Origin of the sequence: Corynebacterium sp. HMSC072D12, from assembly GCF_001813925.1 — a bacterium.
Classification (GTDB): domain Bacteria; phylum Actinomycetota; class Actinomycetes; order Mycobacteriales; family Mycobacteriaceae; genus Corynebacterium; species Corynebacterium aurimucosum.
In genome coordinates this window covers 56,399-82,608 of record NZ_KV814416.1, presented here as the reverse complement: position 1 = coordinate 82,608, position 26,210 = coordinate 56,399, and the positions used below count along the sequence as shown (strand labels likewise).

The 26,210-nt window shown below is 62.9% G+C and carries 25 protein-coding genes; 20 read left to right on the top strand and 5 right to left on the bottom strand.

Translation table 11 applies throughout. From position 1 onward, the window contains the following. Position 1: 1 nt before the first annotated feature. Complete coding sequence (locus HMPREF2943_RS10800; RefSeq protein WP_070711580.1) at positions 2-706, bottom strand: sensor histidine kinase; 705 nt, start codon at positions 704-706, stop codon at positions 2-4. Between the two features lie 98 nt (positions 707-804). Here HMPREF2943_RS10800 and HMPREF2943_RS10795 point away from each other — a divergent pair, with 98 nt between their 5' ends. The 3 genes from HMPREF2943_RS10795 to HMPREF2943_RS10785 are packed head-to-tail and all read left to right on the top strand — an operon-like array spanning position 805 to position 3,814. Then, positions 805-1,491 (top strand): ABC transporter ATP-binding protein, encoded by a 687-nt coding sequence (locus tag HMPREF2943_RS10795; RefSeq protein ID WP_070645535.1) that lies wholly within the window; start codon positions 805-807, stop codon positions 1,489-1,491. After that, a complete protein-coding gene (locus HMPREF2943_RS10790) occupies positions 1,488-2,888 on the top strand; it encodes an FtsX-like permease family protein (RefSeq protein ID WP_070445866.1) in 1,401 nt (466 codons plus the stop codon). Before HMPREF2943_RS10795 ends, HMPREF2943_RS10790 begins: the two co-directional genes overlap by 4 nt. Next, entirely contained in the window at positions 2,885-3,814 is a 930-nt protein-coding gene (locus HMPREF2943_RS10785) for a S41 family peptidase (RefSeq protein WP_070711579.1), read from the top strand. The genes HMPREF2943_RS10790 and HMPREF2943_RS10785 overlap by 4 nt, the downstream gene beginning before the upstream one ends. Positions 3,815-3,892: 78 nt before the next feature. Here HMPREF2943_RS10785 and HMPREF2943_RS10780 read toward each other — a convergent pair whose 3' ends face one another. Both HMPREF2943_RS10780 and HMPREF2943_RS10775 read right to left on the bottom strand, forming a co-directional pair. Continuing rightward, complete coding sequence (locus HMPREF2943_RS10780; protein ID WP_246817308.1) at positions 3,893-4,450, bottom strand: endonuclease domain-containing protein; 558 nt, start codon at positions 4,448-4,450, stop codon at positions 3,893-3,895. Positions 4,451-4,854: 404 nt separating this feature from the next. Then, positions 4,855-5,328, bottom strand: a complete 474-nt coding sequence (locus HMPREF2943_RS10775) for an inorganic diphosphatase (protein ID WP_010188812.1) — start codon at positions 5,326-5,328, stop codon at positions 4,855-4,857. 89 nt (positions 5,329-5,417) lie between these two features. Here HMPREF2943_RS10775 and dacB point away from each other — a divergent pair, with 89 nt between their 5' ends. Genes dacB through HMPREF2943_RS10710 form a run of 13 tightly spaced genes read left to right on the top strand, consistent with a single transcriptional unit; the run spans position 5,418 to position 17,178 of the window. After that, on the top strand, positions 5,418-6,683 hold the full coding sequence (gene dacB / locus HMPREF2943_RS10770) for a D-alanyl-D-alanine carboxypeptidase/D-alanyl-D-alanine endopeptidase (protein ID WP_371325766.1): 1,266 nt from the start codon (positions 5,418-5,420) through the stop codon (positions 6,681-6,683). Beyond that, a complete protein-coding gene (gene tilS, locus HMPREF2943_RS10765) occupies positions 6,673-7,632 on the top strand; it encodes a tRNA lysidine(34) synthetase TilS (RefSeq protein ID WP_083315679.1) in 960 nt (319 codons plus the stop codon). Before dacB ends, tilS begins: the two co-directional genes overlap by 11 nt. After that, a complete protein-coding gene (hpt, locus tag HMPREF2943_RS10760) occupies positions 7,616-8,203 on the top strand; it encodes a hypoxanthine phosphoribosyltransferase (RefSeq protein ID WP_070645541.1) in 588 nt (195 codons plus the stop codon). The genes tilS and hpt overlap by 17 nt, the downstream gene beginning before the upstream one ends. A gap of 48 nt (positions 8,204-8,251) precedes the next feature. Continuing rightward, positions 8,252-10,699 carry an ATP-dependent zinc metalloprotease FtsH gene (gene ftsH / locus HMPREF2943_RS10755; protein ID WP_070711577.1) on the top strand — a complete coding sequence of 816 codons (2,448 nt, stop codon included), beginning with the start codon at positions 8,252-8,254 and terminating at the stop codon, positions 10,697-10,699. After that, positions 10,689-11,279 (top strand): GTP cyclohydrolase I FolE, encoded by a 591-nt coding sequence (gene folE / locus HMPREF2943_RS10750; protein ID WP_070445888.1) that lies wholly within the window; start codon positions 10,689-10,691, stop codon positions 11,277-11,279. The genes ftsH and folE overlap by 11 nt, the downstream gene beginning before the upstream one ends. Before the next feature lie 5 nt (positions 11,280-11,284). Further along, positions 11,285-12,214, top strand: a complete 930-nt coding sequence (folP, locus tag HMPREF2943_RS10745) for a dihydropteroate synthase (RefSeq protein ID WP_070711576.1) — start codon at positions 11,285-11,287, stop codon at positions 12,212-12,214. A 3-nt stretch (positions 12,215-12,217) separates the two neighbouring features. Further along, positions 12,218-12,589, top strand: coding sequence for a dihydroneopterin aldolase (gene folB / locus HMPREF2943_RS10740; RefSeq protein WP_070711575.1), 372 nt, complete (start codon positions 12,218-12,220; stop codon positions 12,587-12,589). Then, the gene (folK, locus tag HMPREF2943_RS10735; RefSeq protein ID WP_070711574.1) at positions 12,589-13,062 is read left to right on the top strand and encodes a 2-amino-4-hydroxy-6-hydroxymethyldihydropteridine diphosphokinase; all 474 of its coding nucleotides are present in this window, start codon (positions 12,589-12,591) and stop codon (positions 13,060-13,062) included. The genes folB and folK overlap by 1 nt, the downstream gene beginning before the upstream one ends. Further along, the gene (locus HMPREF2943_RS10730) at positions 13,062-13,535 is read left to right on the top strand and encodes a DUF3180 domain-containing protein (RefSeq protein WP_070445901.1); all 474 of its coding nucleotides are present in this window, start codon (positions 13,062-13,064) and stop codon (positions 13,533-13,535) included. The genes folK and HMPREF2943_RS10730 overlap by 1 nt, the downstream gene beginning before the upstream one ends. 5 nt (positions 13,536-13,540) lie before the next feature. Continuing rightward, positions 13,541-14,758, top strand: a complete 1,218-nt coding sequence (locus tag HMPREF2943_RS10725) for a DUF6779 domain-containing protein (protein WP_070711728.1) — start codon at positions 13,541-13,543, stop codon at positions 14,756-14,758. Beyond that, entirely contained in the window at positions 14,759-15,436 is a 678-nt protein-coding gene (locus HMPREF2943_RS10720) for a Rossmann-fold NAD(P)-binding domain-containing protein (RefSeq protein ID WP_083315678.1), read from the top strand. It begins immediately after the preceding gene. Further along, a complete protein-coding gene (locus tag HMPREF2943_RS10715; RefSeq protein ID WP_371325765.1) occupies positions 15,418-16,191 on the top strand; it encodes a pantoate--beta-alanine ligase in 774 nt (257 codons plus the stop codon). Before HMPREF2943_RS10720 ends, HMPREF2943_RS10715 begins: the two co-directional genes overlap by 19 nt. A 39-nt stretch (positions 16,192-16,230) precedes the next feature. Further along, a complete protein-coding gene (locus HMPREF2943_RS10710) occupies positions 16,231-17,178 on the top strand; it encodes a 2-dehydropantoate 2-reductase (RefSeq protein ID WP_070711573.1) in 948 nt (315 codons plus the stop codon). Positions 17,179-17,205: 27 nt separating this feature from the next. Here the strand turns inward: HMPREF2943_RS10710 and HMPREF2943_RS10705 are convergent, their stop codons facing one another. Then, a complete protein-coding gene (locus HMPREF2943_RS10705; RefSeq protein WP_070711572.1) occupies positions 17,206-19,305 on the bottom strand; it encodes a PhoX family protein in 2,100 nt (699 codons plus the stop codon). 187 nt (positions 19,306-19,492) lie between these two features. Here HMPREF2943_RS10705 and lysS point away from each other — a divergent pair, with 187 nt between their 5' ends. From lysS to HMPREF2943_RS10685, 4 genes are all read left to right on the top strand, one after another. Beyond that, the gene (gene lysS / locus HMPREF2943_RS10700) at positions 19,493-21,067 is read left to right on the top strand and encodes a lysine--tRNA ligase (RefSeq protein WP_070711571.1); all 1,575 of its coding nucleotides are present in this window, start codon (positions 19,493-19,495) and stop codon (positions 21,065-21,067) included. Positions 21,068-21,210: 143 nt separating this feature from the next. After that, complete coding sequence (locus tag HMPREF2943_RS10695; protein WP_141756104.1) at positions 21,211-22,170, top strand: hypothetical protein; 960 nt, start codon at positions 21,211-21,213, stop codon at positions 22,168-22,170. A gap of 31 nt (positions 22,171-22,201) precedes the next feature. Continuing rightward, entirely contained in the window at positions 22,202-23,146 is a 945-nt protein-coding gene (locus tag HMPREF2943_RS10690) for a hypothetical protein (protein WP_070711569.1), read from the top strand. A gap of 183 nt (positions 23,147-23,329) precedes the next feature. Beyond that, complete coding sequence (locus HMPREF2943_RS10685) at positions 23,330-24,730, top strand: MDR family MFS transporter (RefSeq protein WP_070711568.1); 1,401 nt, start codon at positions 23,330-23,332, stop codon at positions 24,728-24,730. 35 nt (positions 24,731-24,765) lie between these two features. Here the strand turns inward: HMPREF2943_RS10685 and HMPREF2943_RS10680 are convergent, their stop codons facing one another. Beyond that, positions 24,766-26,037 (bottom strand): serine/threonine protein kinase, encoded by a 1,272-nt coding sequence (locus HMPREF2943_RS10680; protein WP_070711567.1) that lies wholly within the window; start codon positions 26,035-26,037, stop codon positions 24,766-24,768. Positions 26,038-26,210 lie beyond the last annotated feature (173 nt).

Sequence of the window (26,210 nt, the reverse complement as noted above, 5' to 3'; positions counted from 1 at the left end):
CTTACACTCCTGACTGTCCGCGATCGAGAAGAAGAGGAATCGAGCACGCCAGCCTCGTGGGCCCGCCCGGGGGAGAGGACAGCGTCATCTCGCCACCGAAAGCGGCGAGGCGCTCGGCCATCCCCGCTAGGCCGTGACCTTGTACAACCTGCGCGCCGCCCGGCCCCTCATCCACCACGGTGATTTTTAAAGAGGCATCTGCGGTCACTAAAACGGAGACCGGCGCGCCGGGCGCGTGCTTGGCCGCATTCGTTAAAGCTTCCGTGCCGAAGAAGTAGCCGCAGGCCAGCACGGAGGCGGAGAGCTTTGGCAAAGGATGCGGGGCGAAGACGCTGACGTGGGGGCCGTGGGAAGAAGCAGCGTCGGCAAGCGCGGCGACCAAACCGTGGTCCTGCAGGACCTGCGGGTGGATGCCGTGCACCGTGGCGCGCAAGGACTTGAGGCCGCGGTCCACGTCCTGCTTGGCGGCGGTGAGAAGCTCAGCGAGGTCTGCGGGGGCGTCGAGAAGTGCCTCACCCAACTTCATGCTCGCGGCCACGAGGTATTGCTGCGCGCCGTCGTGCAGGTCGCGCTCGATGCGTGCGCGCTCCACCTCATAGGCATCCGCGATGGCGCGGCGCGAGGCCGTGAGCTGCGCAATCTTCTGTGCTTGCTGTTGCTCATGGTTGGCGGGCTGGGGCTTTCTTCGGAACACGGCTTTCAGCATAACGGGCGCTACTGATCACAGGGGTAGTGCTGGCACTACCTTAAAGAGCAACGCTAGGGCTGTTCTTTCTGCGGGCCCTTCACGGTGGAATGAGAGACATGGCACAGACACTTTCCCTGACAGACATCACCAAGGATTTTGGCGGCGGCCCGGTGCTCGCCGGAATCTCCCTCGACATCGCGCCGGGCGAGCTCGTGGCCGTCATGGGGCCGTCCGGCTCCGGCAAGTCCACGCTGCTGCACTGCATGTCCGGCGTGCTCACCCCCACGCACGGCAGCGTGCGCTACGGAGATGAGGAGCTCTCCGCGCTTGGCGACGGCCCCCGCTCCCGCCTCCGCCTGCGCAACTTCGGCTTCGTCTTCCAGGATGGTCAATTGCTGCCGGAGCTGAGCAACGTGGATAACGTGGCGCTGCCAGCCATGCTTAACGGTATGGGTCGGAGTGCTGCCCGCAAGCGCGCGATGGAGCTGCTGGACCAGCTGGGCCTGGGCGGCCTGGCGGATCGCCGCCCGGCGCAGGTGTCCGGTGGCCAGGCGCAGCGCGTGACTATCGCGCGTGCGCTGGTGGCCAATCCGGGCGTCGTCTTCGCCGACGAGCCCACCGGTGCGCTGGACCAATCCACGGGTCACGAGGTCATGCAGATGCTGACCACCATCGTGCGCCAGTCCGGGGCGAGCCTGGTCATGGTCACGCACGACCCGAAGGTGGCCGACTGGATGCAGCGCCGCGTGGAGATTCGCGATGGCATCATCCACGATGACCGCCGCCTCGAGGTGATCCGATGAACACCGCGACTTTAGTCTTTGACCTGCAGCGCGAATCCATTCGTGCGCGCTCCGGAACAGGAATTGTTTCCTTGCTGGCCATTGTGAGCCTGACCATTGGTTCCGCCATTGCCTTCCTCGTCGCGGGCGGTACGTGGATGTTTTGGCAACGCGCCCAGCACGTCGAGGAAGCCGCGCCCGCGCTCAAGGAGGCCTTCGGCAACGAGATGGAGGCCTTTCTTTATCCTTGGTTTGCCCTGGCCCTGCTGGCCTGCGCCTTCATTCTTCCGGCGCTGTTTAACCTCACAGCCCAAGCCGCCGTCCTCGGCGCCTCCGGCCGGGAGCAGCGCCTGGCCACCCTGCGTCTTCTGGGGTTGAGCTCCCGCCAGGTGGAGCGCATGGCCATCGTGGAGACGGGCCTGCAAGCCATCATCGGCATCGTGCTCGGTGGGCTGATCAGCCTGCTCATCGCGCCGGTCTTTACGCAGGTGGACTTCCAGATGCGTTCTATTGCTGTATCCGAGATTCTTCTCCCGTGGTGGGGTTATCTAGCCGTGGCCGGTGTGCTCTTTGTGTTGGCTATCGGTGCGGCACTCGTCGGCATGCAGCGCGTGCGCGTGAGCCCCCTGGGGGTGGCCAAGCGCCAGATGCCCGCGGCCTATCGCTGGTGGCGCGTCATCGTCTTCCTCATCATCGCGGGTATCGGTGGTGTGTTGCTCTCCGGAAAGGCGGGCCCGCCGACCGCCATGGTCATCGTGGTCATGTTTGGCATGGTGATGAGCATCAACCTCATTTCCCCTTTTATCTTGCAGCTCGGCGCACACATCATGTCTCTCTTTCCTGGCACCGCGCACTTCGTGGCCTGCCAGCGAGTGGCGGGCAATGCGCGCCCGGCATGGAAGCGGAGTGCGGCCATCGCGTTCTTCGGCTATTTGGCGGGCTTTCTCGTTGCCGCCCCCTTGGGCTCCGACGCCTTGGCTCTCGTGCTCAAGGAAGATCCCGGAATGAACGTGGTATTCAAAGACATCTCCACCGGTGTCTTATTAACCCTCATCTTCGGCTTCACGCTGACCACCATGTCCATCATTCTGGGGCAGGTCTCCGGCATCTTCGAAGACAAGGAACTCATCCGCTCCCTGGATCTCATGGGCGTGCCGCGCGGCTTCCAGTTCCGCTCCGGTGTCCTGACCATCATGGGGCCTGTGGTGGGATTGAGCTTCTTCGGCTTCCTTTTCGGCGGCGGGATCGCCTCGCTGATGTTCTTCTCCAGCGTCGAACAAAGCAATGTCGACGTTCTTGGCCGTCTGCTCATGGCCTTCGGATTCCTAGCCGTGGGCTGGCTGGTCACGCTGCTTGCCATTATCCTTGTTGAGCCCCTGCGCGGCTACGTGCTGCGAACCGGAGGGAGAAAAGAATGAAAACTGTACTGAAAATCTTCGGCGGACTTTTTCTCGTTGCCCTCATCGCCGTGGCTGCGGCCGTGTATTTCTTCGGCCCCTCTTACGGTGGGGCATTCTTCGGAAAACCCGTGTTTCTTTTTAATGCCAGCGAGAAGCGCATCAACACCGCGATGGTGGATACCGCAGCGCTCTCCGGAATCTATGGCGAAAGTGAGGAATTCCAGCGCGCACGCGAGGCCTTCAAGGAGGACCCCACGAACACCGAGCTCCTCGATGCCGCCATCAACGCCGCCGGCGGCAAGCACTCCAAGGTCTTTAGCACCGAAAAGGAAAAGGCCGCCGAAAGCACCGAGCCTTCGGTCGACTTCGAGGACGGCGTCCTGCGCGCGACCGTGCCCTCCATCGGCCGCCACGATGACGGCCAGGCCTATGCCGACACGCTTGCGCAGGGTCTGACCGCCCACCCGGAGGCCTGCGCTGCCGTGGTGGATCTGCGGGGCAATGACGGCGGCGACATGGGGCCGATGTATGCGGGCTTAAGCCCCCTGCTACCGGAAGGCACCGCGCTCTCCTTCGTCAGCCGAATGGGCACAACTGACGTGGTCATCGACGGAAACTCCGTGACCGGCGGAGGTACTGCAACCACCACAGCGGGCGGCAAGCTCGACGTTCCCGTCGCCGTGCTGACCGACGGTGAGACCGCCTCCTCCGCCGAAGCCACCCTCTTGGCCTTCCGCGGGCTGGACAACGTGCGGACCTTCGGTGAGCCGACTGCCGGCTACGCCTCTGCCAACGTGGTCCTGGATTATCCGGACGGCCGCTCGCTCATGCTCACCACGGCCAAGGACAAGGCGCGCACGGGCGAGGAATTCGCCGAGGACCCCATCGCTCCCGATGCCCCGGAATCCGAGCTCGACGGCTGGCTCGCGTCCCACTGTAGTTAGTTAGCTGCAGTGTTAGTAAGCCGCAGCGTTAGTCAGCCCAGTTCGTTGTCGGCACGTTGCGGCTGAACAGCTGCAACGCTAGCCTGCCCAACGCTCGCCTTCCCACCGCCAGTAGTGGTGCCACTTCCACGGCGGAGGCACGAACTCACCCCGCCCTTGTATGACCGCGAGCACCTGGTGCACAGCGACGTCGAGGTGGTGCTCAATCGTGGCGGCGGTGAAGTGGAGGGGCCGGTAGCCGCGTTGAATGGCGTCGTTAAGCTTCTGGCGGTCGATTTCGAAACGCTGCCGGTTCTCGCCTTTGTGATAGGCATAGCCGTCCACCTCGATGGCCACCTTGTACTCCTCTAGCACCAAGTCCCAGCGGTAGGACCCAACCCGCACGTTGTTGCGGACCTTGACGTGCGGCTCGAGGCCTCGGGTGAGGTCGCGCTCCGGCTTGCTATCCGCCCCGACGATGGCCTTCTCTAGGATTTCACGCGTGTGCTTGGGCAGGCGGCGAAAGTCCAGTTGTTCGGTCTCGATGCGCGAGCGTCCGTGCGGCCCGGCGAAGAAGGCTTCGATGAAGGCTACGGCATCCTCCTGCGCCATCGTCTCAATGCATTGCAGGGGACTACATACATTGACTCCGTTCATGCTGCCCAGCGCCTTGGGGCGCGCCCGCCGACTGCGAAAGTACGTGCTCGATGGGAGAGTGGAGTCGCGAATAAACTCGAGCGGGAATTGAAGGGGCTGTTCTAAGTACCGGCGAGCGGCGGAATAGCCGTCAAGCGCTAAGTCAGGCCATTCACGCGACATGATTTGTGCTAGCTGAAGCGGTGTTGGCTCCTTTGAGAGGTAAAAGCCATTCGCAATCTTGATGGCTCCCTTGCGCCGAGCCCCGCGGGAGACATCGCGTCCCCGATAAATCTCAATCAATGTTCCCCCCGGAACGAAAAAGGTACGTTTTCGCAAATAGTGGCGAAAAACTGGTAGGTTTTCAGCCCTTATTTACCAAAACGTACCTGACAGTGCTCTCGCTGGCACGCGGAAGCAGCGGCTTACTTGAAGCGAGCCTTCGCTTCCTCGAGGATCTTCTCTGCCTCAGCCTTGTCGCCCCAGCCGGAGCCAGTAACTTCCTTGTTCGGCTCCAGGTCCTTGTAGCGGGTGAAGAAGTGCTCGATCTCATCCTTGATGTGCTGTTCCACATCGTTGATGTCCTGGTAGCGCTCCCAGCGCGGGTCATCGACGACGGCGAGCAGCTTGTCGTCGCCACCGGCCTCGTCGGTCATCTTGAACACGCCGAGGACACGAGCCTCTACGACAACGCCGGGGAAGACCGGCTCCGGGAGGATGACCAGTGCGTCCAGCGGGTCGCCATCCTCACCCAGGGTGTGGTCGATGAAGCCGTAGTCAGCCGGGTAGGCCATCGGGGTGAACAGGTAGCGGTCGAGGTGGACCTTGCCGGTCTCGTGGTCGATCTCGTACTTGTTGCGGGAGCCCTTAGGGATCTCGATGGTTACTTCAACGCTCACGGCTGAATCCTCCATAACTATTAGGTTGGTATGTGCTCCGCTTAGTCTACCGCGCTAGTCTAAAGGGCGATGAAAGCTAAGCATGTCTGGTGGAGTACTGCGGCCCTCGTCACGGTGGTGCCGTGGCGGCGACGGCCGCCGTGGGCGTAGAAGTCCAGCGCACCTACGATCACCTGGACCACGGCCAGCCCTATAAGCAGGAAGAACCCACAACACTGGTCCAGCCCGTCGAGCCCGGCGATTTCGACGCCGCTGCGCTCAAAGCCAGGTTGGATGAGCTGGGCAAAGACAAGGCTCTAGCTACTTTCGGCGGGCAGGTCATCGACACCACCACCCACGAGGTGCTGTGGGAGCGCGAGCCCGCGAAGCCGCTGACCCCGGCCTCGGCCACCAAGGTCCTCACCCTCGCCGCAGCAACACTCGCTCTCGATGAGGAAGAGCGCCTCACCACCGAGGTGGTCGGAGGTGAGCACGAGGGCGAAGTTGTTATCAAGGCCGCCGGCGATGTCTGGCTGACGGACGAGCGCCTCGATGAGCTGGCGGAAGAGATCCAGCAGAAGATGGATACCGTCACGCGAGTCTCCATCGACACCTCCATCTGGGCCGGTCCCGACCAGGCACCAGGCTGGGACGATGACAATATCGATGGCGGCTATGTCGCTCCCATCCAGCCTGCCATGCTCTATGGCGGGCGCATTGGGGAAAAGACCGGCGACGTTCCGCGCTCCCACGAGCCTGCCCTCGATGTAGCCCGCGCGCTGGCCGCCCGCCTGGGCGCCGACAAAGCCGACTTAAGCTCAGCCCCCGAGAATTCCGAGGTCCTCGGCACCAGCGAGTCCGAGCCACTGGCCTTGCGAGCCCAGCAAGCAATAAAGGATTCAGACAACGTGATGGCGGAGGCCATTGCCCGCGAGCTGGCCGTCGGCCAGGGCACGGAAGCAAGCTTCGACGGCGCCACGATGGCCATCCTCGACGAGCTGCGTGGCGCCGGCATCGACGTCAACGGCGTCACCCTCAAGGACGGCTCCGGCCTCTCCCGCGATAACCGCATTCCCGCTGGGCTCCTCGCCCACATCGCGGACCAAGCCGTAGCCACCGACGAGCTTCGCCCGCTCTTGGGCTACCTCCCTCTTGCCGGTGGCGAAGGAACCCTCTATGAGCGCTATCACGATTCTTCTGCGCGCGGATTTGTTCGCGCCAAGACCGGCACCCTCACGGGAACTTCCGCGCTGACCGGTACCGCCCAGGGCCAGTCGGGCCGCGTCTACGCCTTCGCCTTCCTGGTCAACGACGGCGAAGTCACCTCCGCCCGTCAGGCCCAAGACGCCCTCGCCGCCGCACTTCATGACTTCTAAGAAACCTTTTTGGCCACGTAAAAGCCCCAACTTCTTGGCCTGCCGCGTCGCCGCCCGCGCTGTGGTGGGTGAGCAACCCCGCGCCATAGCAGTGGGTCTATCCGGCGGCGCCGATTCCTTGGCGCTGACCGCAGCACTCCTCGCGGAGGGGCACGAGGTGACAGCGCTGTGCGTCGACCACGGTCTGCAGGAAGGCTCGGCCGCGCAGGCGCGCCGAGCTGCTGAGCAGGCCCGCGCCTTGGGGGCGGGAGCGGATGTGTTGCGGGTGGACGTCGCCAAGCAAGGCTCCGTCGAGGCCGAAGCCCGCGCCGCCCGGTACCGTGCCTTCGCGCCTTGGGCTGAGGTGGCGGTGGCGCATACCGCCGATGACCAGGCTGAAACCCTGCTGCTCAGCGCCCTCCGCGGGAGGGCGGCGGGCATGCGCGAGCGCTCCGCGGTGGAAGGTGTACGCATCCTGCGGCCCCTACTGAGCGTGCGCCGCGCCCAGACCGAGGCCGCCTGCGCGGAGCTGGGGCTGGAGGTCTGGCAGGACCCCCAGAACCAGGACCTGGCCTTCCGCCGCGTAGCACTGCGCCGCGAGATCCTCCCGCGACTGCAGGAGATCGTGGGTGGAGACCCCGTCCCGGCCTTAGCCCAGGCAGCCCACGACGCCGCGCTTGACGACGCCCTCCTCAGCACCCACCCCACCACCGACTGCACCGAGCTGGCCGTTCTTCCAGAACCGAAGCGCCGCCGGGCGATCGCCGCGTGGCTGCGCGAAGAAGGAACGGAGGTTACGCGCGAGGCGGTGCGCGGCATCGATGCCCTGTGCACGCGCTGGCATGGACAAGGCCCCGTCGCCGTCCGCAGCGAAAAGAAAGGTACAAGGTTGGAAGTCGCACGCGTTGGTGGCAAACTGTCACTATTGCCTCGGTCAGCAAAGGAGCGCTCACGTGCACGACACCCATGAATCAGCCGTCCCCGCCCACCCCTACGGAGAGGACATCAAAAACGTTCTCATCGCCGAAGACGATCTTCAGGCGCGCATCCAGGAGATGGCGGACCGCGTTGCCGAGAAATACCGCAACACCGACGAGGACCTCATCTTGGTCTGCGTGCTCAAAGGCGCGGTCTTCTTCCTGACAGACTTCGCCCGCAAGCTCAGCATCCCCTCCCAGCTGGAGTTCATGGCGGTCTCGTCCTACGGTAACTCGGCTTCCTCCTCGGGAGTGGTGCGGATTCTAAAAGATCTGGACCGCGATATCGAGGGCCGCGATGTGCTCATCGTGGAGGACATCATCGACTCCGGCCTGACCTTGTCCTGGCTCATCCGCAACCTGCAGGGTCGCCAGCCGCGTTCCCTGGAAGTGGTCACGCTGCTGCGCAAGCCCGAAGTAGTCAAGGCGGAGCTGGATCTCTTCGACGTCGGCTTTGATATCCCTAACGAGTTCGTCGTGGGTTATGGCCTGGATTTCGCGGAGCGCTATCGCGATCTTCCTTTCGTGGGCACGCTGGACCCCGCGGTCTACAGCAACGACTAGTCTTTTCTTGTCCTCTCACCATGAGGCCTCGAATTCGCAAGGTAATTAATGAAAAATAAGAACATCATTCGCTATGGCTCGATCGCGGGCCTGGTTCTCATTCTGCTGTACGCCTTTACGTTCTTTAGCAACGATGCCCGCAGCTTCAAGCAGGTTGACACCTCGGTGGCCATGCAGCAGCTGGCGGATCAGAACGTTGAGGAAGCGCAGATCGATGACCGCGAGCAGCAGCTGCGCCTCAAGCTCAAGGAACCAGTAACGGTCGAAGAGCAGGAGGGCATCGAGGAGGTCATTGCCAAGTACCCGGCACGCGCCTCCGAGCAGGTCTTCAACGCGGTGAAGGATTCTGGTGCGGATAAGTACCAGACCAAGGTCACACAGGATTCCTTCATTGGCTCCATGATCAGCTTCCTGCTGCCGATGCTGATTCTCTTCGCGCTGCTGTTCTGGATGATGACCCGCATGCAGCAGGGCGCGGGCGGCATGTTCGGCATTGGTGGTTCCAAGGCGAAGGAGCTGACCAAGGACATGCCTACCAACACCTTCGCGGATGTGGCCGGCGCGGATGAAGCTGTGGATGAGCTGCAGGAAATCAAGGACTTCCTGGATGATCCGGAGCGCTACCATGAGCTGGGCGCAAAGATCCCGCGCGGCGTGCTGCTTTATGGCCCGCCGGGTACCGGTAAGACCCTTCTGGCCCGCGCGGTCGCGGGCGAGGCTGGCGTGCCTTTCTATTCCATTTCCGGCTCCGACTTCGTGGAGATGTTCGTCGGCGTGGGTGCCTCCCGCGTGCGTGACCTGTTCAAGCAGGCTAAGCAGAACAGCCCGTGCATCATCTTCGTCGATGAGATTGACGCTGTGGGTCGCCAGCGTGGTTCCGGCACCGGCGGTGGCCATGATGAGCGCGAGCAGACGCTGAACCAGCTGCTCGTGGAGATGGATGGCTTCGGCGACCGCGAAGGCGTCATCCTCATCGCCGCGACCAACCGCCCCGACATTCTGGACCCGGCGCTTCTGCGCCCGGGACGCTTCGACCGCCAGATCCCGGTGACCAACCCGGACCTGGCCGGCCGCGAGCAAATCCTGCGCGTGCACGCCAAGGACAAGCCGCTGGCTAAGGAAGTGGATGTGGCGCAGCTGGCCAAGCGCACCGCCGGTATGTCCGGCGCGGACCTAGCCAACGTGCTCAACGAGGCCGCCCTGCTCACCGCCCGCATCGGCGGCAACGTCATTACCTATGACGCGCTGGAGGAGGCCACCGACCGCGTCGTCGGCGGCCCGCGCCGCCAGGGCAAGATCATTTCCGAACATGAGAAGAAGGTCACCGCCTACCACGAGGGCGGCCACACCCTGTCCGCGTGGGCGCTGAAGGATATCGAGCGCGTCTACAAGGTGACCATCTTGGCCCGCGGCCGCACCGGCGGCCATGCCATGACCGCGCAGGAAGACGATAAGGGCATGTACACCCGCGATGAGTTGTTCTCACGCCTCGTCTTTGCCATGGGCGGGCGCGCCGCGGAAGAGCTCGTGTTCGGAGCACCCACCACCGGCGCTTCTTCGGATATTGAGCACGCCACCAAGATTGCGCGTTCCATGATCACGGAGTATGGCTTCAGCCCGGATTTGGGAACCGTCAAGTACGGCAAGGAGCAGGGCGATCCCTTCGCCTATGCCGCCGGCGGCGGTGGCTCCATCGACTATTCGGATGCCGTGGCCGCCAAGATTGATGAGCAGATGGCCTACCTGCTGGACCGCGCGCACCAGCAGGCCTATGACATCCTTTCCGAGCACCGCGACTACCTGGATAAGCTCGCCGAGATGCTCTTGGAGAAGGAAACCCTGCGCCGCCCGGACCTCGAGGGCATCTTCGAAGGCATTGAGCCGCGCGAGGCTTTCGACGTCTTCCCGAACGAGGACGCCCGCTTCCCGCGCCAGGCTGGCCGCGAGCCGGTGAAGACCCCGGTCGAGCTGGCCCAGGAGCGCGGCGAGGAGCTGCCGAAGCGCATGACGCTTCTCGACGCCTCCCGTGCCGCCCGCGCGCGCCGCCACGCGGAGCTCGAGCGCGCGAAGGAAAACGGCGGGGAGCCCGATGGCGCCGCCGAGACATCGGCGGCGCCGGTCGAGGAGATCGGCTTCAGCTTTGGCCAGCACGCAGGCGACTTTGTGGATCCGGAGAAGGGCAATACCTTCTTCGGCGAGTCCGATATCACCGAGCCCACCGGCCGCCAGCTCAGCGCAGACGAGGCCGCCAGCGATGGGGCGCAAGAGGAGACCGTGGCCCCAGAACAGGCCGGCCCTAGCCACGAGGACACCCAAGAGATTCCGCGTGTGCCGAATGCCGCTGCACCGCAGCCGGAAGCCCAGCCGCAACCGCGCGAACCGGAACGCCGCGGCCGCCATGCCAAGCCGGAGGATCACTCCTGGGGAGCACCCGGCTGGGGAGAGAACGAATACCGCAACAACCCATACAAGGATGGCGACACCAATGAGCGATAACATCCCGGCGCAACACGACTTCGATCACGAGCGCGCCGAAGCAGCCATCCGCGAGCTTCTCATCGCAGTGGGCGAGGACCCCGACCGCGAGGGCCTGCGCGAGACCCCGGCCCGCGTGGCCCGCGCCTATGCCGAGGTCTTCGCAGGACTCCACCAGGATCCGACTGAGGTCCTGCACAAGACCTTTGCCGAGGAGCACCAAGAGCTTGTCCTGGTGCGTGATATTCCCATCTACTCCACGTGCGAGCATCACCTCGTGCCCTTCTATGGCACGGCGCACATCGGCTACATCCCCGGTCCCGACGGCCACGTCACTGGACTGTCCAAGCTGGCTCGCCTGGCGGACATGTACGCCAAGCGCCCGCAGGTGCAGGAGCGCCTCACGAGCCAGATCGCCGATGCACTGGTGGAGGTCCTCCACGCGCAGTCCGTCATCGTCGTCATTGAGTGCGAGCACCTGTGCATGGCCATGCGCGGCATCCGCAAGCCGGGGGCGACCACGACAACCTCCGCGGTGCGCGGTGGTTTCAAGAAGAATGCGGCCTCCCGCGCGGAGGTCATGAGCCTGATTAGGAGCTAGCAGCAATGGCAGTCAGCGATCTCACTGTTCCCGGCCGCACGCTGGTCATGGGCATCGTCAACGTCACGGAGGATTCCTTCTCCGATGGCGGGCGCTGGATCAACATCGACGATGCGCTCAACCACGCCCGCCACCTCGTGGAATCCGGCGCGGACATGATCGATGTCGGCGGCGAGTCGACCCGCCCGGGCGCAGTGCGCGTGGCTGCCGAGGAGGAAGAGAGCCGCGTCGTGCCCGTCATCAAGGCGCTGCACGAGGAGGGGATTAAGACCTCCGTGGATACGATGCGGGCCTCGGTTGCCAAAGCCGCTGCGGAGGCCGGCGTCGACATGATCAATGACGTCTCCGGTGGTGCCGCCGACCCAGACATGTACCGCACCATGGCCGAGACCGGCCTGCCGGTGTGCCTCATGCACTGGCGCACCGTCCAATTCGGCAGCGCGGCCGGAGTGGCCGACCACGGCGGGGATGTGGTGCGCGATGTCCACGAGTCCCTGGCGAAGCTCGCCGATAGCGCCCTGCAAGCAGGTGTCAGCCACGACAATATCGTCGTGGATCCGGGCCTGGGCTTTGCCAAGTCCCCACAAGATAACTGGGCGTTGCTCAAGGCCCTGCCGGAGTTCCTCCAGGGCGAATTCCCGCTGTTGGTGGGAGCCTCCCGCAAGCGCTTCCTCGCCGCTATCCGGGAGGACCGCGGTGCCGAGTCCAGCCCGCTGCTCGCGGACCCGGCCACCGCCGCCGTGACCGCCATCTCCGCGCAGATGGGCGCGTGGGGCGTGCGCGTGCACGAGGTGGATGTCTCGCGCGATGCCGTGGACGTTGCCGCGGCGTGGAACGCGGGCGCGGCCTACACCGGTGGCGCGCATGCCACCGGCAGCTACGCCAACGGCGCGGACGGCGGCACAGTGGTGTCCACTTCTTTGGGAAAGGCATAAAACATGGCGGATCGCATCGAGCTCACCGGCCTGGAGTGCTTTGGCTACCACGGAGTCTTCGAGGAAGAGAAGAAGACAGGACAGCCCTTCATCGTGGATGTCACCTGCTGGTTGGACACCGCGGGCATCGAGGATGACCTGTCCCGCACGGTGAATTACGCCGAGCTTGCTGACGTCACCGCAGACATCGTCGAAGGCCCCTCCCGGGACCTCATCGAGACGGTGGCTGAGGAGGTCGCTGAGACCGCCATGCAGCGTTTTGAGATTCTCCACGCCATCGAGGTGACCATCCACAAGCCGAAGGCGCCCATCCCGCGCACCTTCGCGGACGTGGCCGTCGTAGCACGCCGCTCCCGGAAGAGGATGGCAGGCTAATGCGCGCCGTGCTGTCCATCGGCTCCAACATGGAGGATCGCCGCGCGCTGCTGCAGACCGTCTTTGATGAGTTTGCCGATGAGACCATCGCCGCCTCTCCGGTCTATGCCACCCCGCCGTGGGGCGTGACTGACCAGGATGAGTTTCTCAACGCGGTGCTCATCGTGGACGTGGACTGCACCCCGCTGGAGCTGCTGCGCCGCGGCCAGAAGTTGGAGGAGGCCGCTGAGCGTGTGCGCGTGCGGCACTGGGGCCCGCGCACCTTGGACGTGGACATCGTACAGATAGACGGCGTGACCTCCGAAGATCCGGAACTTACTCTGCCGCACCCTTATGCCCACGAGCGCGCCTTTGTGCTCGTGCCGTGGCTGGCCGCGGATGAGCACGCGCAGCTTAACGGCACCCTGGTGCGCGAACTCATCGCCGACCTCGATGAGGACGAGGTCGCGGCGGTGAAGGAACTGGGGGAGTAATGACGAGGACGTCGATCGGCGCGCTCATCGGCACAGCCCTCTTCGTGGCCGCAGCGGCCGCCATCCTCACCACCCGCTTTTATGGCTCCATGCTGGCCATCCCGGCAACGGTGTCGATTTCCCTGTGGGCCATGGCGCTGGTGTGCGTGCTGTTGACCCTTAAAGTCCGCGGCGCCAAGGAGGACGAGCACGGCATCGGCCTGGACAACTCGCAGCTCAATCCCATGACCATCGCGCAATTCTTGCTGGTCGGCAAAGCCTCGGCGTGGACGGGTGCCATCGTGGGCGGGGCCTATGCAGGCATGGCAGTTTACGTGGTGCCTCGTGCGGGTGAGCTCGTCGCGGCGGCTGGTGACCTGGCTGGGGTGGTGACCTCTGCGCTGGGTGGTGCTGCGATGTGTGTCGCCGGAGTGGTGCTGGAGCGACACTGCGAGGTGCCACCTCCAACTGATGGGGCACAAGCGGTAAGTTAGTGGGCATGACGAGCCCGCATCACGCCCCTGAGCCCCAGCACGAGTCGGCCCCGGACGATTATCCGACGGCCCAATTTTCTGCGCAGCCGGACTCTCAGCCACCAACGCCGGCGGAGTCTTCTGAGACCGGTTCGAAGACGGATGCGGGTTCCATCGGGCTTATCGTCTTGGTCATCCTCGCGGTGATTGCCAGCCTGGTCATGCTGATTTCGGGTTCGGCGAATGCGCTGAAGATCGCCTTGCTCGCCTCCCTGTGGGCTGCGGTGCTGGGCTTCTTCCTGGTTGTGCGCTACCGCCGCCAGGCCCATGAGGCCAAGGAGCTTCTGGCAGTAGAGCGCGCCCATGCTGCATCCACTTTGACCGCTTCCGGCGCTTCCACTACGGACAACAGTCAGGTCCTGGCGGAGATCCGCTCTGAGCTAGAAGCCATCCGCGCCCAAATCGAGGAGATCTCCGGGCGCGAGTGGGTCTACGAGCCCGCCGCCCTGTATGCGGAGGCTCGCCGCATCCAGGAGCTGGAGCGCAAGGCCGGCGGCGCAGGAGTGGATGAGCGCGGCGATGCACCCAACGTGAACTTCACCCAGAAGTCCGGTGGCGCGCCGTCTGCCGACGCCGTGGCAGGCCGCCTCGGTTCGCAGCCAACCCACCCGGTGAGCAATCCGCTGGATAATCTGCTGGCGGATAATGCTCGTGGCAACGCCCAGCAGCCTGCTGCGAAACCCGCCGAGCAGCCCGCAGATCAGCAGGGCACCCGCCCAGCACCATCTCCCTTCGGTGCACCACAGCCGTCGCAGAACCGTGCCCCGGCGTTTCGCCCCATGGGTGAACCACAGCAGAAGCCGCAGGCGCCGCAGCCGCAGCCCCAGCCGAAGGCCGAAAAGCCGCAGGTAAAGGCAGAGAAGCAGCAGGCGCGCACCGAGCAGAAGCCGCAGCAGCAGAAGCCTCAGACTCAGTCGCAGCCGAAGGCGCCGGAGTTTAAGACCGATAGCTTCCAGGCCGTGCAGTGGAACCAGGGTGCTGCGGGCGCGCAGCACGTCAAGGAGGATACTGGCCCCGCACAGCCGCACCACCGCCATCGCAAGCCGGAGTCAGACAGCGCACAGCCCAGCACCCGTGGCCGTCGCCGCAGCGATGAACACCGTGAGGGCGCGGTCTCCGTGGCGGAGCTCATGGCGCGTAGCAAGCGCCGGAAAGAACAGCAGAACAAGGACGTGAAGAAGTAGATGTCTGCTCCGCGCATGCGTGTGGCAGTGTGGGGTGATTCCCGAGCCGGCATTAACTTCGCCCTCCGTCTGGAGATGGCTGGCCACACCATTGAGAAGCTTGAGGACCCCGCCCAGCTGGACCGCTTCGATGCGCTGATTCTCGCCGCGACGGCGAGGGAGCTGGAGGGGGCAGTGGGGGACGTCGAAAAGCACGTGCGCCCCAAGCAAATCGTCATCCACACCTCATTGCTGGCTGGGGTGGAAGCCCTTGATGAGCTGGAAACGCGCGGGTGTCTGACGATTGCCGCAGCTCCCCTGGGTGACTCCTACGCGGTGGGCACTCTCGATGAGGTGGCGGACACCGTCATTGGGTTGCTGCTCTCAGAGATTCACCAAACTGCAGAAACGGTGCCTGAGGCACAACGTGCCGAGCGAGCCGCGCGGTTGTACTACGCGGAGATGCTCGGTGAACTCAGCGCGTGGGCGGCGCTTAAGGCGGGGATTATCGAAGATTTTATGGGCAGTTCCTTCGACCTTGACGCTGATGACATCATCGATGCTTACCCCGCCGCCGTGGAGCTGGGAATGGCGCGCAACTACCGCGACGTCGCCCGCATGGTGGGTGAGAAGAAGAACATGGAAGAACTGGAACTGTGGGCAGTAAGAAAGGAAGCGCCGTGGCCGAGCAACTCCTAGTGGAGGACATCAAGCGCATCCGCATGGTGGGCAGCGCCTACCGCAAGACCGGCAAGCGCGTAGTGCTGGTGCCACTCGGCCGCGATATTCACGCCGGGCACCTGGCACTCGTGCAGGCAGCACAACGCGTGCGCGGTGGCATCGTGGTCGTGGCAGTGGACCCGGAGACGGACATCTCTTCCCTCGACGGGGTTGATGTGGTGTGGCGCTACGACCAGCAGAGTCAGCGCACGCGGGTCCTCGCGCCCGACCACGGCATGGAGGACGTCAGCGCGGAGCTGACCCGCATAGTGGCGCTGACCTGTGCTTTGGGGCCCAGTGATGTTTTCATGGGGGAGAAGGACTACGAGGTGCTCGTAGCCACCCAGCAGGCATTTACGGACCTCCACATCGGGGCGCGTGTACAGGGCGTTCCTTCGGTGCGCATGCCGGACGGAGTGGTGATGAGCCTGCGCAATGCTGACGTCGCACCCGAAGCACGCGAGCAAGCCAGCGCCTTGTCAGCGGCACTCACCGCCGGTGCGTATGCGGCGGAGTCCGGGGCCGAGGAAGTCGTCCGTGTGGCACGTGAGGTGCTCACTGCCGCGGGCGTCGAGCCGGAATACGTGGAGCTGCGCGGGCGCGACCTTGGGGAGCCACCCGCAGAGGGCGATGCCCGCCTCTTTCTCGCCGCCACCATCGGCGGCGTGCGGCTCATCGATAACGCGGGCGTGCCGTTGGGAATTGGCTTCCGAAATTTAGAACAGCGCGGATAAAAGTCTGTGGCGCAGGTCTCCACCGGTTAGGTTGGAGACATGAAGATTGGAATTCTGGGAGCCGGCGCCATCGGCGGATACTTTGGCGGAAAACTGAAAGCAGCGGGTCACGACGTCGCCTTCGTCGCCCGTGGCGAGACCTTGCGGGTGCTGGGGGAGACGGGCGTGACGCTGATCGACGCCCACGCAGAACCCACCACGACCGAGGTTATTAAGGTCCCGGCTGCGCAATCCTTTACTGAGGTCAAGGAGGTCTTGGGTGGGCTGGACGTGGCGATTATCGCGTCGAAGGCGCTGCCGGGCAATGAGACCTTTGGCAGCGCGGAGGACCGCGAGGCCTTGCAGGGCGTTCCAGTGGTGACCACGCACAACTCGGTCGAGATTCCGTACCTTGCGGCCGAGGAATTCGGGGAGGAAAACATCCTTGCTGGGGTTGCCCGTGTTTATGCCACGCGTCTGGGCCCGGCGCAGATCAAGCGCAATCCGGGGCCTTTGGCTTTGGCTTTTGGTCCGTTGAGTGCTGATGCGCCGGAGTCACTGCGCCGTACAGGTGAGGATCTGGCGGCCGCGCTGAAAGAGGCGGGTGCCTCCAGCAAGTTCCACGACGCAGCGCTTGTCGACGTCTGGTCGAAAGCCATGTTCGTTACCCCTACCGGCACTCTGGGCGCCTTGGTGGATAAACCGATTGGCTACCTTTGCCAGGAAATCCCCGGCCAGCTTGAGGCCTTCATGCGGGAAGTCGAGTCTGTTGGACGTGCACTTGGCGTGGACCTGCCTGACAATGTGGTCGAGCAAACCATGGAGTTTGCCCGCCAGCAGCACCCGGATAACACGTCCTCCATGCAGCGCGACATCAAAGAAGGTCTACCAAACGAACTTGACGCCCAGGTCGGAGCTATCCGACGCATGGGCGCCAAGGCTGGGGTTGCAACCCCGTTGTGGGATTTTGCGCAGGAGGTGCTGGAGGCGCAGCTGCGCACCGCCTAAGAGTGCGCACTACGCAACGTCGGTGCCTTATTCGGTACCGATCTTGCCGTCCTTCTTCCACACCACGACCACGGCCGGGCGCGGGGTGGACTTGCCGCCGTCAGGCCAGTGGGAGGTGGCGTTCTCAAAAGTGGCGTCGTCAGCCTCGCCCGGGTGCTGGACGTTGACCATGACGCGGTCATCGTCGACGATCGGCCCACAGGTCTCCGCACCCGCCGGGACGGTGAGGAAGCACTTGAGCTCACCGCGGGTTTCGCCCTCGGTGGTCACGGCATAAAGGCCATCGTTGGAGTCCAGTGCGTTGCCGTCGGTAGAGATCCACAGGTTGCCGTGGTTGTCGAAGGCCAGGTTATCCGGGCAGGAAATCGGAGAGACCTTCTCCTTATCGAAGCCACCGAAGTAGGTGCTGGCCTCACGCGGATCACCACAGACCAGGAACAGGTTCCAGGTGAACTTCTCACCGGCGTGGTCATCCTCGAGCTCCATGACCAGGCCGTTCTTGTTCTCCTTGACCGGAGCCCATTCCTTGACGTCTTCCTTGTTCTTCTTGGCGTTTTCGCCAGTGGCGCCACGGTACTTGTTGTTGGTCAGCGCGATGTAGACCTTCTCGGTCTCCGGGTGAACCTCAACGTCCTCTGGGCGGTCCATCTTGGTCGCGCCCACCTTATCGGCGGCCTCACGAGTAAAGATGGCGACTTCCTCGGCGGACATGCCGTCCACGTGGGACTCGAACTTGTTGTTCTCCGTATCGGAGGTCAGCAGCTTGACCCACTCGCCGCTGCCGTCGAAAGCACCGTCCTCCGGCAGGACACCGGAGCCGTCGATTTCCTTCTCCGGGGAGTTGCCTTCCATCTTGGCCACGTACAGGGTGCCGTGGTCCAGGATGGTCATGTTGTGCTCCAGGTCGCCTTCCTTGTACTTCTTGGAGGAGACGAACTTGTAGACGTACTCGAAGCGGGAGTCATCGCCGGAGTAGCAGACCACGGTGCCATCCTTGGTGATGTGGATGTTGCCAGCCTCGTGCTTGTAGCGGCCCACAGCGGTGTGCTTGACCGGGGTGGAGTTCGGATCTAGCGGGTTGATCTCCACGAGCCAGCCAAAGCGGTTTGGCTCGTTCGGCTCCTTGGTTACATCGAAGCGGTCATCGTACTTCTCCCACTTACGGTCGGACGGGCCCTCCTTGATGCCGAAGCGCTTGAGAGACTCAGCGGCCTTGTCGTCCTTGACGTCACCGCCTGCGAAGTACTGGTCGAAGTTCTCTTCGCCGGAGAGCATGGTGTTCCACGGGGTCACGCCACCGGAGCAGTTGTTGAGGGTACCCAGGACCTTCTCACCCTTCGGATCGGCGGAGGTCTTCACCAGGTCGGTGCCTTTAGCCGGACCAACCAGGGTGAACGGGGTGGTGGCGGTGATGCGGCGGTTGAGCGGGCCGAATTCGCGCTTGAGTTCGCCGGAGCCCTTCACCTTGGAAACCTCGAGGATGGTGTGGCCGTGGCCGGCCCAGCCGATCTTTACCTGCTCCTCGGTGGGGTTCTCCGGGTCGTAGTCCGGGAACATCATCGGCTCGGTGGTGTACTCATGCGAGCACATGTAGATCATGCGGTTCTTGTCATCCGGGTGCTCGATGAGGCCGGCGAAGTCATTGTTGAAGCCGAACTGCTTCTCCGCATCCGCGGCGGTCTGGTTGTTGACGTCGAATTCCGGTGCGCCCTCGATGACCGGGTCACCCCAGGCAATCAGAACGGACTGCTCATAGCCCTTCGGGATGACGACCTCATCCTTGGTATTGGCCTCTACGGCTTCAAAGTGCATGCCCTCGGCGGAGGTGAGCTCGATGTCAGAGCCCTTGACCTCGCTGGTCTTGTCGGAGGAGCCGCCGCCAGCTGCAGCATCCTTTTCGTCTGGTGCGGCACACGCAGCCAGGGCGGAGGAACCACCAACGGCGACGACGGCCAAGCCACCGGCACGCAAGGCGGTACGGCGGGAGAACTGGTCGCCGAAGTAAGGGTTATCGGAGGTGTTCTCGCATTCGCCGAAACAGGCATTACCGCACTTGTAGGTGCAGGTAAGAGAAGAACGAGACGAGGTGAACATGTTAGCCAAGAGATTACGGCCGTTGAGTGCCATGAAAGTTATGCTCCAAAAATCGAAAATCGTTGGTTGCGCAAGGGGATGTCGCAACGAAGTGTCGCAACGGACGTCATGAGTTAATACGGTTGAGATGACCGCGCGGTTGATCCTGTCTAACCGCTAGATGAACACTCTGTGAACCGGGATCGCGCCAGCGTATAGGGATCGACTACCCTAGACAACCGTGAGCGAGAAGAAGAATACTGAAGTTACTGACGTCCCCGAGCAGCTGCGCATTCGCCGCGAGAAGCGCGCCCGACTGTTGGAGTCCGGCACCGAGCCCTATCCGGTGACCGTAGACCGCACGATCTCCTTGCAGGATCTCCGCCAGCAGTTCCAGGTCGTTGCCGAGGGCGAAGAGCCGGCCGCGGAAGAGGGCGTCACCTACCTCAGCGCGGGTGAGGAGACTGACGTCGAGGTAGCCATCGCCGGCCGCCTTATCTTCATGCGCAATACCGGCAAGCTTTGCTTTGCCACCTTGCAAGATGGCGATGGCACCCAAGTGCAGGCCATGCTGTCGCTGGCAGAGGTAGGGGAGGAGCGCCTCGCCGCGTGGAAGTCTGACGTTGACCTGGGTGATTTCATCTCCGTGCGGGGTCGCGTCATTTCCTCGCGCCGTGGCGAGCTCTCCGTTATGGCCTCCACGTGGACCATGGCGGCGAAGTCCCTGCGCCCGCTTCCGGTTTCCTTCGCGGACATGAACGAGGAAACTCGCGTGCGCCAGCGCTACAACGACCTCATCGTGCGCGAGGAGGCCCGCAAGAATGCCATGACCCGCGTGAAGGTCATGCGTGCGCTGCGCAACTACCTGGAAGATGAGGGCTTCGTGGAGATCGAAACCCCGATGTTGCAGACCCTCCACGGTGGTGCGGCGGCCCGCCCGTTCGTGACCCACTCCAATGCCCTGGACATTGACCTCTACCTGCGCATCGCTCCGGAGCTCTTCCTGAAGCGCGCTGTGGTCGGCGGCATCGACCGCGTCTTTGAGATCAACCGCAACTTCCGTAACGAGGGCGTTGACCGCTCCCACTCCCCGGAGTTTGCCATGCTGGAGACCTACGAGGCGTGGGGTGACTACAACGACTGTGCCCGCACTATCCGCGAGTCCATCCAGTCTGTGGCCCGCGCGGTCTTCGGTTCCACCACCGTCACCTTGGCTGATGGTACTGAGTATGACTTCGGTGGCGAAGAGTGGCCGGAGATTGAAATGTACCCCTCCCTCAACGAGGCTCTGCAGCGCAAGTTCCCCGGCCAGCCGGAGGTCACCATCGACTCCACCGTCGAGGAGCTCAAGGCGATTGCTGACGTCATCGGGCTCGACGTTCCGAAGAACGGCGGCTGGGGCCACGGCAAGTTGGTGGAGGAGATTTGGGAGGTGCTCTGCGAGGACCAGCTTGAGGGCCCAATTTTTGTGAAGAACTTCCCGGTTGAGACCTCCCCGCTGACCCGTCAGCACCGCTCGCAGCCGGGCGTGACGGAGAAGTGGGACCTTTATGTGCGCGGCTTCGAGCTGGCCACGGGTTACTCTGAGCTGGTGGATCCCGTAATCCAGCGCGAGCGTTTTGAGGACCAGGCCCGCTTGGCTGCTGGCGGCGATGAAGAAGCCATGGTTTTGGATGAGGACTTCCTCGCCGCCATGGAGCAGGGCATGCCGCCGACAGCGGGCGCTGGTATGGGCATGGACCGCCTGCTTATGGCTCTGACCGGCCTGGGGATCCGTGAGACGGTACTCTTCCCCATCGTGAAACCTGAGCACTAGTCTCCGCGCTAGCTTTCCTCCTCAACGCACAAGCCACCGGCCCCGCAGCCGAAGGCTTGTGCGTTGTTGTTTTAAGGGCTTTTAAGTTGTCGTAGCAAGGAAACACCCAGCGTGAAGCCTGCCTGCGTGGAACAATGCAAAGCATGAAAAAGTTTTTCTCTCTTCTCACACTCCCGATGGTGGCCGCTGGATTGGTTGCCTGTTCCTCCGATGAAGGAACAGAGGACACTCCTCGATTCGAAGTTGTGGATAGCTCCGGCTCTGAGAGCGGTTCGGAAGAATCCGGTGCTGCGGTAGCGAGCGATTCTACAGATAATGAGCCGGAGTTTGATTCTCAATCTTCCAGACTAAAAGAACGCGATGCTGAGGACTTCCGCGCTACCGGATTCAGGTATGAGACGACGGTTGCCTGGGGAGTGAGGAGCCCAGACGGCAGAGTGTCGTGTTCTCTGACGGAGGGCTCTCAAGGGCCGTGGTGCTTCGTTGGCTTCGAGAACCCGCCCATCCTGCCCGACCCCGAGAACCCGCAATGGGAAGCAAACATGGTCAGCTATAAAGAAGGTGCCGGTTTCTTCCCCAAGGGCGTGGTGGATGCCGGGGACCAGGTTCCATCGCAGCAGCTGGAGGAAGGCGAGAAAGTCGATATCGACGGCGTGGTTTTTGAAGCCCCCAACGCGGATGAATTCACCGTTCGGGTCCAAGACCATCATTTCACGGTGAAGGACGGCGGCCAGTTTTCGGCGGATACTTATCCGCTGAAGCCGGACTCCAACGGTTATGCGCCCGTGGGCACCATCTGCGGCGAGGTCGACACTAATTTTGGCCGCGAGAAAGTCTTTGTGCAGACAGACGGGACGAATTGCATGACTGCAATGGACATCGTGAACAAGTACTTCAACTACGAGTGGGACATAAAAGAACGGAATTCTCGCGGAATTCTGGAGCTTGACGGCTGGAAGTGCTCCTATCGAGAACCGGAGTACATTGACATGCCAGATCCGGATGCACGCCGTCTGCACTGCGGTGACTTGTCCGGTAATGGTCGGGTCATTCTTCTCGACGCTGAACACCCAGATGTTCCGAAATACACATATAACTACTAGCGCAGCACTAATTCGTGGGACGATGATTGTTATGAAGAAGCTTCTCTCTATCCTTTCTGCCTCCCTCATGGCCTGCGCCGCGGCTTCGTGTTCTTCGACGAGCGAGCCGGCGGGCGATGAGCCACAGTTTCAACAGAACTCAGCCAGCTCCGCCAGTTCTGAATCTGCCTCCAGTAGCTCTACCGAGGCCGCGGCGTCGAGCAGCGCCAAGCCCGATAAAGACAAACCCGGCGGCCTGAAGGAACGCGATCCGCAGGACTTTATGGCGGGTGGCAACCTAGCGACGATTCCGAACCCCATCCCAGCGGTCAAGAGCCCGGATGGGCGCGTCCTCTGCCTCATCCACGAAGAGGCCGATGCCCCGAACTGCAAGGTCGAATTTGCCGATCCGCCAATTTATCCGGGGCCGGTCATGCAGAGCTGGAGGTCAAACGCGGTGAGCTACCTCGGCGACCGCGGCTTCTTCCCCGTGTGGGCCATTGAGTTCTATACACCGACCGAAGTTGCAACGCTCAACGAGGGCGAGACCGTGAGCTTTGACGGTGGAACCTTTGAAGCACTCAGTGGCAACGAGTTTGTGGTCAAGGCGAACGGGCACCACTTCACCGTCAAGGACGATGGCCAGTACTACTCCGATACCTTCCCAGCGAAGCCAGATGCGAGCGGCATCGCCAACACCGGAACGGTGTGCGGTGAAAGCGGTACGCGTGGTGAAGACACCGGTTTGGTCTACGTGCAAGAGGACGGCACGAATTGCAATGACGCCATGGAATTGCTGGATGAATACGCTAACCATGACTGGCAGGCTGGCGAGGGCGGAAACCGCGGCCACCTCACCACGGACCTGGGGCACTGTGCTTACGGTGCGCCGAAACTGTGGGAGGACACCCCAGAAAACCGTTTGTTGGGCTGCAGCTTGGACAGCGGTGGCAGCGTCGTGGTCATCACGCCGCGCAACATGGAAACCCTGCCCTAAGGTATCGCAGTCAGACACCTCAAGCCGCGGGAGAGTGGAGAACCCTGCGGCTCCGGGTCATGTGCCATGCCCAGCCGCCTAGGGAATACACTAAATCGCTTACGTGTTGTCGCCTGAGTGCTGCCAGGCTTAGTAGCAGCGCTTAGAGCCAAAAATGAAGAGTTGAAAGGTGTGGCTGGCTGCATGTCCGCTGACATTCCCTCGAAGGTGATAATTAACCTCAGCATCCTGGTGCTGGGAGCGATGGTCATGATTCTCAACGAGACCTCGCTCTCCGTCGCACTACCAGCCATTATGGCGGACTTCTCCATTCCTGCTACGAGCGCCCAATGGCTGTTGACGGGATTCATGCTCACCATGGCCGTCGTCATTCCGACCACCGGCTTCTTGCTGGAGAGGCTTAGCACGCGGCAGATTTTCACCGCCTCCGCAGGACTCTTCCTGGTTGGCACCGTGGTGGCGGCCCTCGCCCCGAGCTTCGTCATTCTGCTCCTGGGCCGCATCTTGCAAGCCGGCGGAACCGCGCTGATGATTCCTACGCTGATGACCGTGGCCATGACGCTGGTCCCAGCGCAGCGCCGCGGCACGGTAATGGGCATCATCTCTGTGGTTATCTCCGTTGCCCCGGCGCTTGGCCCCACAGTCGGCGGGGCGATTCTGAACCGCTTCACCTGGCACGTCATCTTCTGGGCCATGGTGCCGCTCATCGCTCTCATCCTGGTGGCCGGGCTCTGGCGATTGAGCAATGTGGGTGAGAACCGCGATACTCCGCTCGATGGCCTCTCCGTCGTCCTTTCCGCCTTCGCGTTTGGCGGGCTGATTTATGGTCTGTCCTCGATGGAAAAGATGCTGGAGGGCGGCGCCTGGGTGGATATCGCCGTTACCGTGGTCGGCGTCATCGCGCTCATCGTATTTATCCGTCGCCAGCAGCGCTTGGCACTGGAGGACCGCGCCCTGATGGACCTGCGTCCTTTCCGCGTCCGCAATTTCACTCTCGCGGTGATCATCCTCCTCCTGTCCTTTGGGCTCATGCTGGGAATGGTCACGGTCTTGCCCATCTACCTGCAAACGACCTTGGGCGTCACCGCCTTTGCCACGGGATTGGCGGTGATGCCGGGTGGTATTCTCCAAGCATTTCTTTCCCCGGTTGTGGGCCGACTCTTCGATTCCTATGGTCCGCGCCCGCTTATGATTCCCGGCTCGCTGTTTATGGTGGCTAGCCTGTGGCTCTTGGCTACCTTGGGCGAGAACTCAGCCGTGTGGATGGTCGTGGGCATGCACGTGATCTTCTCCCTCGGCATGTGCTTGATGATGACGCCGCTGATGACCACAGCGCTGTCCTCGCTTCCGGAGAAGCTTTACTCGCACGGTTCGGCCATCATGAACACCTTCCAGCAGTTGGCTGGCGCGACGGGAACGGCTTTGCTCGTAGTCTTCCTCACACGCGGCACCCAGGCTGGCGCCGCCGCGGGGATGGGGCCCGCCGCAGCGACGGCACAGGGAACGCATTGGGCTTTCCTCTTTGCCGGCGTGGCCGGTATCGCCATTGCGGTGATTGCACCGCTGCTTAAGCGTGTGGACTAACGGCGCAGACTAGCTGCACCGAGTGAGCGTGCGGCTTAGCACAGCGGCATGTTCAGGCGAAGTTCTTCGGCGTCCTCACCCCACACGAGGACGGCGTCCGCGGAGTCCTCGGTGCTCATGTAGAACACCGGCTCGGAATCGGAAACGTCATAACTGTGCACGGTGCACTGGCCGTTGGACAGTTCCTGCGCATCCTGTGTTGGGGCAGCTGCGTCGCGCTTGGCGACGTCCCCGTACCGCGCCACCGAGTAGCCCACACCGTCGCCAACGCAGGTAATCTTCGCGTCCTGACCATCCTCCGGCTCGCGGGACTCGCAGGTGGCACCGTCGAAGCCCTCCCCACCGGGACGGGAGCTGATGAGTCCTGGGTGGTCGTCGACCAGCGCTTGCTCCTCCTCAGACCACGCCGGACGGCCCAAGAAGAACCACAGCAGGCCGCCGATGAGGGCTAAAAGGACAAGGCCCACACCAAGGCCAGCAAAGACCTTGCTCTTCGAGGTCGACCCGCGCTGAGCGGAGTCTTCTGCAGGGTTGGAAGCGGGAACCGGCGCTTGCGGCTGCGTTCCCCATTCTCCTTGCTGGGCGGCAGCGTAATGCTGTTCCGGTTGCCACTGTGGCGTACCCGCGGCGGCGTCGGCGCTAGGCGTGGTGGTGGCACCTGCGCTTGCCGCGCTGGCGCTGGCCATCCCTGCTCCAGCATTTCGGAGAGAATCAACAACGGCGGCCGCCGAGGTATAAGCGCCTGCTGCGCGGAAGGAAGGATAGGCGGCGGCGAGGAGTTGTGCCAGGCGGTCGATTGCCTCCTTCGCTGTTGCAGTGGGGGCCTCGGAGCCCGTAGCTGGGCCGACTGCTGCGAAGAAGGCGTTCGAGCGGTTATTGGTCAGGATGATGCGGCGCGGATTGAGCGCGCGGAGAGCGAAGTTATTGCGGCCCTTCTGGAGCAGGAAATCGGTGGCGTCAGCCAAAGGGGCGAAGACAGCGATGGCCTCCTCCCGGGAAAGGTGTTGCGCGCCGATGCCAGAGGAAGTGAAATTCGACAGCTGCTCACCTGGCAGGCTGCGGCGCACGAAGAATTCTTGACCGTTGTTCATCGTTCCCGTGCCTACGATGGGGGCGATGGCGCTGTGCTGTAGTTGCCCCACGACGCCGGACTGGCGGAGTACGCCGCGGTTCTCCGGGCTGTATATCTCCACGAGCAGCTCGTCATGTGAAGGATCTTCCACGAGGAAGAGCGCGGAGTCCGCTCCTTGGTCCAAGACTGCCTTTTGGCGCAGCTGGTGCTGGGTGGTGAAAAATTCTGGGAGCATAGTCACGATGAGAGGAAATCCTTCGTGGAGGGGTCGATGATGAGATATATAGAATCCTCTTCATTCTAAGGTGGCGAAGCTTCTGTGGCAGGTTAGTGCGAAAAGCGGCTTCATTATGACCTGTTCGCTACCGGCGTACAGTGCCTTTACCTGCAGAAATGTTGGTTTAGGGG